The 10,917-nt window shown below is 62.2% G+C and carries 11 protein-coding genes; 5 read left to right on the plus strand and 6 right to left on the minus strand.

Features of this window, described 5'->3' with window-relative positions; genetic code table 11:
• Nucleotides 1-43: 43 nt before the first annotated feature.
• Nucleotides 44-457, minus strand: a complete 414-nt coding sequence (locus AC07T0_RS10175) for an HPF/RaiA family ribosome-associated protein (protein WP_495001055.1) — start codon at nt 455-457, stop codon at nt 44-46.
• 299 nt (nt 458-756) lie between these two features.
• Nucleotides 757-1,956, minus strand: a complete 1,200-nt coding sequence (locus AC07T0_RS10180; RefSeq protein WP_495001056.1) for a benzoate/H(+) symporter BenE family transporter — start codon at nt 1,954-1,956, stop codon at nt 757-759.
• Between the two features lie 155 nt (nt 1,957-2,111).
• Between AC07T0_RS10180 and AC07T0_RS10185 the strand changes: the two genes are divergently transcribed.
• A complete protein-coding gene (locus AC07T0_RS10185) occupies nt 2,112-3,500 on the plus strand; it encodes an aminotransferase-like domain-containing protein (protein WP_495001057.1) in 1,389 nt (462 codons plus the stop codon).
• 158 nt (nt 3,501-3,658) lie between these two features.
• The gene (locus tag AC07T0_RS10190; RefSeq protein WP_495001058.1) at nt 3,659-4,024 is read left to right on the plus strand and encodes a DUF3509 domain-containing protein; all 366 of its coding nucleotides are present in this window, start codon (nt 3,659-3,661) and stop codon (nt 4,022-4,024) included.
• Between the two features lie 7 nt (nt 4,025-4,031).
• On the opposite strand, the gene AC07T0_RS10195 is transcribed toward AC07T0_RS10190, so the two are convergent.
• Together AC07T0_RS10195 and AC07T0_RS10200 are read right to left on the minus strand one after the other, a co-directional pair.
• On the minus strand, nt 4,032-5,231 hold the full coding sequence (locus tag AC07T0_RS10195; protein ID WP_495001239.1) for a DUF1501 domain-containing protein: 1,200 nt from the start codon (nt 5,229-5,231) through the stop codon (nt 4,032-4,034).
• A gap of 27 nt (nt 5,232-5,258) precedes the next feature.
• Entirely contained in the window at nt 5,259-6,797 is a 1,539-nt protein-coding gene (locus AC07T0_RS10200; protein ID WP_495001059.1) for a DUF1800 domain-containing protein, read from the minus strand.
• Between the two features lie 266 nt (nt 6,798-7,063).
• On the opposite strand from AC07T0_RS10200, the gene AC07T0_RS10205 reads away from it, so the two are divergent.
• On the plus strand, nt 7,064-7,405 hold the full coding sequence (locus AC07T0_RS10205) for a YXWGXW repeat-containing protein (protein ID WP_495001060.1): 342 nt from the start codon (nt 7,064-7,066) through the stop codon (nt 7,403-7,405).
• A 128-nt stretch (nt 7,406-7,533) separates the two neighbouring features.
• Here the strand turns inward: AC07T0_RS10205 and AC07T0_RS10210 are convergent, their stop codons facing one another.
• A complete protein-coding gene (locus AC07T0_RS10210; protein ID WP_495001061.1) occupies nt 7,534-8,034 on the minus strand; it encodes a phosphate-starvation-inducible protein PsiE in 501 nt (166 codons plus the stop codon).
• A gap of 343 nt (nt 8,035-8,377) precedes the next feature.
• Here AC07T0_RS10210 and AC07T0_RS10215 point away from each other — a divergent pair, with 343 nt between their 5' ends.
• Complete coding sequence (locus tag AC07T0_RS10215) at nt 8,378-8,641, plus strand: YebG family protein (RefSeq protein ID WP_495001062.1); 264 nt, start codon at nt 8,378-8,380, stop codon at nt 8,639-8,641.
• A gap of 143 nt (nt 8,642-8,784) precedes the next feature.
• Here the strand turns inward: AC07T0_RS10215 and AC07T0_RS10220 are convergent, their stop codons facing one another.
• Nucleotides 8,785-9,804: a Leu/Phe/Val dehydrogenase gene (locus tag AC07T0_RS10220; protein ID WP_495001063.1), complete on the minus strand. Its 1,020-nt coding sequence runs from the start codon at nt 9,802-9,804 to the stop codon at nt 8,785-8,787.
• A 177-nt stretch (nt 9,805-9,981) separates the two neighbouring features.
• On the opposite strand from AC07T0_RS10220, the gene AC07T0_RS10225 reads away from it, so the two are divergent.
• Nucleotides 9,982-10,785, plus strand: a complete 804-nt coding sequence (locus AC07T0_RS10225) for a SirB1 family protein (protein WP_495001064.1) — start codon at nt 9,982-9,984, stop codon at nt 10,783-10,785.
• Nucleotides 10,786-10,917: the final 132 nt, after the last annotated feature.

A 10,917-nucleotide genomic window follows, 5' to 3' on the forward strand; every position in this document is an offset into this window, starting at 1 on the left:
AAACGGGCCTGCAATGCAGGCCCGTCGGGGTCAGTGTCGAGGATCAGCCGTTAGCGGCCAGTCGTACACGTTCTTTCTCTTCGAACTCCTCTTCCAGCAGTGCGTCTCCCAGGTCGCGGCGCTCGCCCTTGATGGCGGTCGCGCGTTTGGCTTGCAGTTTGCCGAACAGATGCTCCAGTGCATGTTCCAGTTTGATCGCCGCGCCGTCGATCGCCTGTTCCAGCGTATCGGCCTTGTGGGTGACCGAAATCGGTTGATGGCCTTTTGGCCGCGCTTCCATCTGGCAGCGCATATCGTGGGGACCGGGCTTGTCGCCGTTCTCGTCCGCCAGGTGAACTTCGACCCGTGTCAGGTCTTCTTCATAACGTTCGAGCGCGTTCTCGACGCTCGTCCGGACCCACTCCTCCAGTCGAATGCTGCTTTGAATATGGTTATCACTATTGACTTGGATTTGCATAGTTATTCCCTTATTTCAGCTAGCTTGCAAAAGGCTCGCCGGCAACGCCTGAAGGCGTGCTGAACATGACCTCTTGATGACAGAGTTGGGCAGTTGGAAAAACAATTCAAGCCCTTTGAAAAGATAAATAATTATCCGACGAAATAGCCGGACAAGCCCGCAAGGCGCTGTTAATGTCGGGAGTTGGGTCGAATCGCTTTCCTGTTATTTCTTGCCACAACCTCCCGGAACAAGCCCCATCGCGAGTTCGGCAAAAATGCCTTGCGACACCGGACCTCCCTGCCCGGCGTTCGAGAGCATCAAGCCTCGCGCAACCCCGGCAGCACCTTGCGCTCGCGGGTGTAGCTCAGCACGAAATGCGCCACCAGGCCGAAGATCAATCCCCAGAACGCCGCCGCCAAACCCAGATAGCTCATGCCCGAAGCGGTCACCAGAAAGGTGATCAGCGCCGCTTCCCGTTGTTTCTCCTCGGCCATGGCCCCCGTGAGCCCGGCACTGATCGCGCCGAACAACGCCAACCCGGCCAGGGACGCAATCAGCTCCTTGGGCAAGGCGCCGAACACCGAAGCCAGGGTCGCGCCGAAGGTGCCCATCAGGATGTAGAAAACCCCGCAGGCGATGCCGGCGATGTAACGTTTGTCGCGGTTTTCGTGGGCCTCGCGACCGGTGCAGATCGCCGCCGTGATCGCCGCCAAGTTGAGACCATGGGCACCGAACGGCGCCAGCAACACCGCGCCCACGGCCGTCAGCGAAATCATCGGCCGGGCCGGCTGGGTATAACCGGCGGTGCGTAACACGGCCATGCCCGGCACGTGCTGGCCGGTCAGGGTCACCAGGGCCAGCGGCAGGCCGATGTTGATGATCGCGTGCCAGCTCCACTCGGGCGCGGTGAAGATCGGGTGCGCCAACGCCACGCTGATCGCTCCCTGGTTCAACTCACCCATCAGCGCGGCGAAGGCACAGCCGACGATCAGCACCGAGAGAATCGCGTAGCGCGGCGAGAAACGCTTGCACACCAGGTAGACGGCGATCATCGACAACACCAGCGCCGGTTGCAGGCGGATCGAAGTGAACAGCTCGGCACCGAAGCGAAACAGGATCCCCGCCAGCATCGCCGCGGCAATCGCCTTGGGCAAGCGGCTCATCAACTTGTCGAAGGCCCCGGATAACCCCACCACCAGGATGATCACCGACGCCACCACATAGGCGCCGATCGCCTCGGCGAACGACACCGTCGGCAACATCGACACCAGCAGAGCCGCGCCCGGCGTCGACCAGGCGGTAATCACCGGGATCCGCAGGCGCCAGCTCAACAGCAGGCCGGTGACACCGCTGCCAATGGAAATCGCCCAAATCCACGATGACACCTGGTCGCTGGACAGATGGGCCTGAGACGCCGCCTGGAACACAATAATCAGCGGGCCGGCATAGGAAATGACCACGGCGATAAAGCCGGCGATCACCGCGGATAACGAAAAGTCCTGTCTGAGGCTATTCATAAGCGTCGATACCTGGGAGTGGAGAAGCATTGATTCGATTGAATCGATTTATGCGCATATAACCGCAAAAATTGATTCGATTCAATAGAAGCAATTTGATTTGCAGACCCTGTGATAAGCTTGCCCCCACTCTTTTCAGGATCGGTAGTCATTGCATGTGGGTTCCTCGGCTCAGCGACTTCAACCAACCGGTGTATCTCTCCATCGCCGATGCCTTGGCGCGGGATATTGCCAGCGGTGCGCTGAAGGTCGGCAGCCGCTTGCCGACCCTGCGTGAGCTGGCCCAGGCGCTGGATGTCACCCCGGGCACCATCAGCCGCGCCTACAGCGAGGCCCAGCGGCGCAAGCTGGTGCAGGGCGAAGTCGGACGCGGCACCTATGTGCTGGAACAGGGCGCTACACCGGCGGCGCGCCAGCAGGCGCCGGCATTGCTGAGCGCCGGGCCGACCGACCTGCTCGACCTGTCGATCATCAAGCCCCACGGCGAGCCCCTCGAACACGAGTTGCGCGATGCCCTGGTGAACATGGCCAACGACGCGGATTTCGCCCGCGCCCTGGACTACGCCCCCGACGGCGGCCACCCGGCCCACCGTGAAGCCGGCGCGCAGTGGCTGCGCCAGTCGGTAGCCGATGCGCAATGGCAACAGGTGGTGATCACCGCCGGTGCGCAACATGGGCTGATGGTCGCCATGAGTGCCCTGAGCAACAGCGGTGACCTGATACTCTGCGAAGCGCTCTGCTACCCCGGCATCATCTCACTGGCCCATGGCCTGGAGCGGCGGCTCGGCGGTGTGGAAATGGATGAGGAAGGGATCATTCCCGAGGCCCTGCACGAGCGTTGCCTACGGGAAAAACCGGCATTGCTGATCTGTGTCGCCACTTGCCAGAACCCGACCACGGCGATCATGTCCGCCGCGCGCCGGGCGCAGATCGCGGCGATTGCCGAAGCGTTCGATTTCATCATTATCGACGACGATATCTACGGTTTCCTCGGCAACGATCCGTCGATCAAACCGCTGTCCAGCTACGCCCCGGACCGTTCGGTGTACCTCACCAGCCTGTCGAAGTCGGTGATGCCGGCCCTGCGCATCGGCTACCTGTACAGCCCGCCGAAACTGCTGTCGCGCCTGACCTCGATGGTCCGCAGCAGCATCTGGATGCCGTCGCCGCTGACCGCACAACTGGCGAGCATGATGCTCAGCGAAGGGCTGGATACTCGCCTGATAGCCGTCCAGCGCAGCGAAGCGGCCGCGCGCCAGGCCATCGCCGCGGAAGTTTTTCGCGGTTTGCAAATCGCCACCCAGCCCCACGGCTATCACCTGTGGCTGACCTTGCCCGAGCCCTGGAGCGGCGACGAATTCACCCTGCTGGCGCGGGCCAACGGCGTGCTGGTGCTCAGCGGCACGCAGTTCCAGGCCGAGCGCCTGGGGCCTAGCCGCAGCGTGCGGATCGTGCTGATGTCGCCCACCAGCCGCGACGAATTGCGCTTCGCCCTGACCAAGCTGGCCAGCCTGATCGACGCCGACCCGCGACGGTTCTACTGAACGATCGTTCACTCGGCACAAGCCTTGCAAATTCATCGATGCAATGGCGCTCCGACATGAGGTCAGGGCGCCTGCCCTGCCACCGGTCCGGAACCGACGAACCAATCCGGCCGGCGCGCAGTCAATGAATCCAGGTTTCGATCAGAGTGGTGACACACATGGATAACCCCTTTCAGTTGATCAACGAGGCTTTCCAACCCGAATACCGGGTCAACCTCAGCCTCCAGGGACTGGACGGCGACATCATGCTGACCCTGTCCAACGCCGACGGGATAGTGGCCAAACGGATGATCAGCGCCGAGCAGCGCAATGATCCGCAGCGCCTGAAACGCCTGATCCAGAGCGTGCAATTCGGCATCGCCATCGAGCAGGGGCACAGTGCGATGGATATTCTCACGGCCATGACCGACAGCGACAGCCTCAAGCTGGCGACCCTCCCCGCCCCGGTCTGGAGCGGTGCCGGTCATCGTGTTGGACGCCCGGTCACACCGACCGGGCGGGTACTGACCCTGCCACTTCGTTAAGCAGCCGCTACACCAACTGCAACCCATTGGGGCGCGCGCCGGGGAAAACGCTCTGAAGTTGCGCAGCGGACAGGCCCCAGGTGCGGCCGAACACGCCGCCGAGCAGGTCGCGGTAATTGTTCAGCACCGGGTAATCGCGGTTCTGCAACAGACTGCCGGGCGCCACCGCCACCTGCTCGCCGGCAATACGCCCGCCGTGCACACTGCCGCCCAGCACCCAATACACCGTGCCATGGCCATGATCGGTGCCACGATCGCCGTTCTCGCGGAAGGTGCGGCCAAACTCCGAGACCACCACCACGGTAGTGTCTTTCCACTGATCGCCCATGGCCTCGGCAAACGCCGCCAGGCCCTGCCCCAGGTTCGCCAGGTTGTTGGAGAGCTGCCCCTGGACGCCGCCCTGGTTGACATGGGTGTCCCAGCCGCCGACATCGACGAAACCCAACCGATACTGATCGCGCATCAGGGTGGCGATGCGCCGGGTTTCCGCGGCGAAATTCTGCGCGGTCTGCGCGCCGCGTCCGGCCTTGGTCATTTCATCCTGCAGGTCCTTCGACACTTGCTGGCGCAGTTGCAGGCCATCGGTCACCGGCGCGGCCAGCGTCGTGCCCTTGTACATCGAGGCGAGGATCGAGGACTGGCGTTCATCGAACACCGGTTTCGAGACCCCGCGCAATGACAGGTTGGGAACATCCCGGCCGCCCTGGAAACTCAGAGGTAAGGCATCGGTAAAGGCAATCGGCGCACTGCCGGGCATGGCGCCGGCCAGCCGGGCGAGAAAGCCCGATCCATAGCGTCCGTGCTGATCGCCGGCGAGGCCGGCCTCGATATTGTCCTGGGTTTCGAAATGGCTGCGGGACAGGTCGTCGGTGCCGGCAAAGGGCACAAAGGCGAGCTGCTTGCGCTGCCAGAGCGGGTAGAGCGAATCCCGTAGTACCGGGTTGAGCCCCCAATGGCCGTCGAGGGCGATGGCGCTGTTGGGGTTGTGCGGGTCGGGCCGGGCAATCGCCAGGGTCGGCCGCGACTCGTAGTAGAAATCGCTGGCATAGGGCACCAGCAGGTTGTTGCAGTCGTATCCACCGCGCAGGAACACCATCAAAAAGCGCGGTGCCGAGGCCGGGGCGGCAAACAACTTCCCGGAAAAGGACAACGTCGGCAAGGTCGCGGCAGCGACTGCCGAAGCAACCAGAAAGTCTCGACGATTCATCACGGCACCTTCCTGAAGAGCACGATATTAGCGGTTGTTGAAATCAGGCGAAGACAACAGGAAGGTGTTCCATTCCTGCGGCGAGGTGGCCTGATTCAGCGCGGCGGTGGTAGCAGCCGACAGATGCGGGCCGATTGCCTCGTAGTACAGCGGCGTGGTGATCATGGGAAAACCGCCCTGGGCCTTGTCACTGCCCTCCGGGGTGAACAGCTTGTTGTAGCCTGAACCGATGGCGCGGGCGATCTCGAAACGCTTGGACATCTGCCCCGAACTGGCCCAGCCGACGGCGTCCAGCGGCCAGCCGTCCGGGGTCTGCCGGCCAAACACCGGTTCACCCAGCTGATTGAGCCAGTTGAGCATCGGCCGCGGGTTGGCGATGGGCTTGCCGTCATAGGCCAGGCGCACCGCCGAGACCACGAACTGGGTCGGATCCTTGAATTTTTTCCCGGCACTTTGCAGCAATTCCGGCGACTCGAAGAGCGTGCGCAGCACCTGGGCGATATCGCCGTCGCTACGCTGGAAGGTCACGCTCATGCGGTCCACCAGGGACTGCGGCGGCTGGTCGGCGACAAAGTATTGCGCCAGTTTGCGCGAGATAAATTGCGCACAGGCCTTCTGCCGGGTGATCAGGCTGACCGCCCGAGTGATTTCATCGAAACCCGTGCCCTGGATCGGTTCGCCCAACAGCACCTTGTCGGAGAAGTCATGGCGATTGGGGTTGAACTGGAACATCCCGTCATTCACCAGCAACGGTGCCACCCGTGGCCCGAACTTCTGCTGCCGACCGTCCAGCGGCCTCACCCCGGCGCCGGTAAGGATCAGCGCCAATTGCTGGACATCCTGCTGGGTGTAGCCGGAACCGACCCCCAGAGTGTGCAACTCCATCAGTTCACGGGCGTAGTTTTCATTGACCTTGCCCTTGGCGTTCTGGGCATTGTCGAGAAACTCCAGCATCGCCGGACTCTTCAGGGTCGCCAGTACCAGGTCCTTGAACTTGCCCAGGGCATGCGGGCGGATCACCTGCTCTTCGTAGTCCGCCGCCATCAGGCGTACCGCGCCCTTGCCGGCAAACACGCTGAAGTGATTGAGCCAGAAGCCGACCATTTGCTCCTTGAGCTGGTTGCTGCCATAGACCGCCCGCAGCAGGGTGATTTGCCGGGCCTGGTCGGCGGCGTCATTGAGGCCTTGCTGCTGGGCCTTTTTCGCCTCGACCTTGGCATCGCCGTCCGGCATCGACTGCAGCTGCTCCTGGCCCTGTTTGAAGGCGAGCAGGGTGGCCTGCAGCGGTTGCGCGAGGATCGGGAACGCCCGCAATTGCGCGTCGATACCCGGCGGCAACGGATCACGGAGGCGGTCAGTCAGTTGCGCCTCCAGCAAGCCGGCACGGCCCATGGCACGAAAGCGCGCGACATTCGCCGCATCCAGGTCGTAACCGTCGCGCCGCAGCCAAGCCGAGTCGGCGGGACTCAACGGTGCGGCAGGCGCCGCCATGGCAACGGCGGGAAGGCCCGCCACGAGGAACACCGACAACCCCAGACAACGTAGAGCAGCACCCGGTACTTGCATATCAAGAGGCTTCCAAAGGTGGGAACGGCAGTAATCCTTTCATCCCCAGTGTCTGTCGAACTGGCTGTACCAATGCTGACAAATGCGCATTCAGTTCTATCCTGCCAAAGGTCTGTGACAAGCGGCTCTTGCGGCAAAAAAGACGCTGTTGGGTTCAGGTTCCGGACAGATACATACTGCTACAACAAGCGTAGCCGGTGAAAAAATACGGCAGCGACCCGTTCGCCGGGCATACACCGTGAGGCGGACCATTCCGAGGAGGCAATATGTTTTTACGTTACGCAGCACTTGCAGCGGTAGTCGTGGCGGCTTCCGGCTGCGTACAGGAGCGTGTGGTTCACGACCGTCAGGTGGTGGTCGAACGGCCCGCGCCGCAATACGTGGAAGTGGTGGCACCGCAGCCGCCACCGCAGGAAGTGATCGAAGTGGAGCCAGCCTATCGCCCGGGTTTCGTCTGGGCACGGGGCTACTGGCATTGGGACGGGCGGCGCTATGTGGCGATGCACGGCCATTGGGAACCGGTGCGCCAGGGTTATCGCTATGAGCACCCGCACTGGGAACGGCATAACGATGGCTGGCATCTGCGCGTCGGCGCCTGGGTCAACTGATGATGTAGATGTAGGAGCGAGCTTGCTCGCGATGGTAGCCCAGACACCGCAGGGCATCAGATGTGCCCTGCCATCATTGACGACCATCGTCGGAACGCCGCCTGGAGCAAGCTCGCGCCTACAGAGTGTCAAAGCTCGCCCTTCTCCACTTCCGGATGTTCGCTGGAGCCCTCGCCGGTCTTGCGTTGCGGATTCTCGATCCTCATCGACGGGAACTGCGACGAGGCATAGCGCACCACCAGGATCGCCAACGCCAGCAGCAGGATCGCACCGGAAAGGTAAACCACGCCCATGTCCGGTGGATTGTGGTGCGACACGTTGGAGATCAGCAACCGGGTCAGCGCGGTGATCGCCACGTAGATCAGGAAGCGCACCGGCATGTGGTTGGTCTTGAAGTAGATCCCCACCATCGCCCCCAACTCGAGGTAGATGAACAGCAGCAGGATGTCGTCGATCTTCAGATGACCCTCTTCGATCATCGTCAGGAACTCCATCACCGCCGCCCAGGCAGTGACCCCGCCAATGGCGAACAACGCCAGGTAATGAAACGACTCGACGAACAGGTTGCCCAGGGACTCGGCCACCTGATGCACGTTTTGTCGCAGGTTCTCGGCCCAATTGATTTTCACGGTACAGGTTCCTTGGTTCGGCTTGATCGGATAATGCGGGTGGAAGATGACCATTGTCCCTCTCTACACCAGCATGCAGAAAAAAGGCCAGGGACAGGGGGTGAGATGGTGATCGTGGGTTTCGGGACACGTTGCGGCGAGGGCCGCCACGTTCTGCTGAGGAGCTCGGCCTGTGGCCGCACGCTTGCTCGCGATGAAGATGGCGCAGTCCACCTGACAAACCGAGAATTAGTCTAGATTAAAAAGCCACTACCCAAACCCTGGGGATTCGCTTATGCTTTTGGCTGTATATAAATACAGTAATTGCAAAACACAACTATCGTGAAGGCATGTGAGGTGGTGAATGGCCGTCGAAGTGGTATACCGCAGCAGCCGAGATCTGGAGCGTTTGTTCATGGATAAAGCCGAAGCTGACCGTCATGACAAAATGCTCGAACTGGCCGAGCTGTTGGCCGAAGTCCTGCAAAAAGCCGTGCCCTCGCTGAGCGAGCAGCAGGTGGAAGAAGCCGGTATCTACATGGCGAAAAACCGTGATGTATTCGCCCGGGCGTTCAAGAGCCAGCCGGATGCATTGAGCGAATTGCTCTCGGCCCCTGCAGCCGAATAACACGCCGCACCGTGGGAGCCGGCTTGCTGGCGATAGGTTCAACGCGGTGTCCCTGCAATACCGCGCCGCCTGCATCGCCAGCAAGCCGGCGCCTACAAGTGACCGCGTTCAGCCGGTACAGAATGATAGGGACGCCGGTTCGCTCAACGGTAAAGCAGGCGCTCCGCCAGTTCGTCGGCCACCCGCGCCGGCGAGCGCTTTTCCGCCTGGGCATGGGCGAAAACTTCGGTCAGGCGGGAACCGATACGAGACAAATGGGCGGTGATGGTTGGCAATTCCTCGCCCTGGTGTCTGAGGGCGACATAAATCAAGCCACCCGAGCTGATCACGTAGTCGGGCGCATAAAGAATGCCGCGCTTTTCCAATTGATCGGCGACGCTGATATGGGTCAGCTGGGTGCTGGCTGAACCGGCCACCGCGGCACAACGCAACTGCGCCACGCTCTGGCTGGTGAGCACATTGCCCACGCTGCAAGGGGCAAGAATATCGCACGGGGTACTGAGCAAGGCTTCACAGGCGATCGGATGCGCGCCCAGTTGCTCCATGGCCAGTTGCACCTTGCCCGGATCGATATCGCTGACCAACAACTCCGCTCCCGCCGCGTGCAACTGCTCGGCCAGGGCATAACCGACATTGCCCAACCCCTGCACCGCCACTCGCAAACCTTCCAGGTTGTCGCTACCCAGCCGCGCCATGGCGGTGGTGCGAATGCCGGCGAATACGCCCATGGCCGCGTGCGGCGATGGGTCGCCGGCGCTGGTGGTGCTGGTGACGTGCTGGGTGTATTGGGCGATGCAGTCCATATCGGCGGTGGAGGTACCGCTGTCGATGGCGGTGATATAGCGCCCATCGAGTTGCTCGATGCAACGGCCGAAGGCCTCGAACAAGGCGGCGCGACTTTCCACATGGGGCGGGCGAATGATCACCGCCTTGCCGCCGCCCACCGACAACCCCGCGAGCGCGGCCTTGTAGCTCATGCCCTGGGCCAGGCGGATGGCATCGACCATGGCACTTTCGTCATTGGGATAGGCCAGATAACGACAGCCCCCCAGCGCCGGCCCGAGCCGACGATTGTGGATGGCGATCACCGCCTTCAACCCGGTGACCGGATCGACACTGAGGTGCAATGACTCAAGACGAGTACTTTGCATGAGAGCGAACATCGAGAGGCCCCCTGGATACTACCTGTAGCGAGTATAGGCTTCGTAGGAAAGCTTGCAGAAGCAAGCAGGAATAAGGCCTTGGCGTTTACGGGTTTTGCGACATAACCCTCAACCGCTGCAAGAGACTGGACGAAAGCCCGGCGCGGGGCTAAAACAGAGACTCTGCCGGAGATCTCGATGAACCCCCGCCAAGCCTTTTTCGCCTGCCTGGAACGCACCCCGCCCGCGGTGTTCGAAGCAGCGCTGTGGATCGCGGCCGAACATGACCCACAGGTCCGTCCCGACGCCGTGCTGCGCGACTTCCGCGACTTGCAACAACGGGTCAGCGCCGGCTTGCCGATGTTGCCGGTCAGCGAATTGGGCCAGCCGCTGTTGCGGCGGCTGAACGAGCTGGGGTTCCAGCAGGACGAATTCATCCCGCTGCGTCCGCACGCGGCGCTGCTCGACAAGGTCCTGCAGCGTCGACGCGGGCAGCCGTTGATACTGGCGCTGATCGCCCTGGAACTGGCCCGGCAGTTGGAGATCCCGCTGGTGGGGGTGAACTTCCCCGGACATTTCCTGCTACGGGTGCCGGGGGCCGACCATTTACTCGACCCATGCGGCGGCCGGCGTCTTTATCCCAACGACTGCCGCGAACTGCTGACCCGCCAGTACGGTCCGAGCACGGTGCTGAAGGCCGAACACATGGACACGGCCACACCGATGCAGATGCTCCAGCGCCTGTCGCGCAACCTGCGGCAATTGCACCAGGCCAACGACGACTTCCTCGGCGCGCTGGTGGATGCCGAACGGGTCCTGGAGCTGGGCCAGGCCAATGCCGGCGACTACCTGGCCCGTGCCAGCCTGTACCAGCGCCTCGATTGCCCACGGGCCGAACGCTATGACCTGGAGCGCGCACTGCTGCTCAGCGAAGATCCGCTGCAGCGGCTGCGGCTGACGGAGCGGCTGGGGCAATTGCCGCCGAATGCGGTGGTGCACTAGGCGATTGCTGACAAGCCAACCTTAGGGTTCGGACTCAGCAAACCTTTATGGTGAGACACCTGTTTTCATGTGGGAGCGGTGCTTGCCCGCGAAGAGGCCCTCAAGGCCGCCAAAAGCTTCGCGGGCAAGCAC

This window comes from Pseudomonas sp. GW821-FHT04D07, assembly GCF_059420225.1.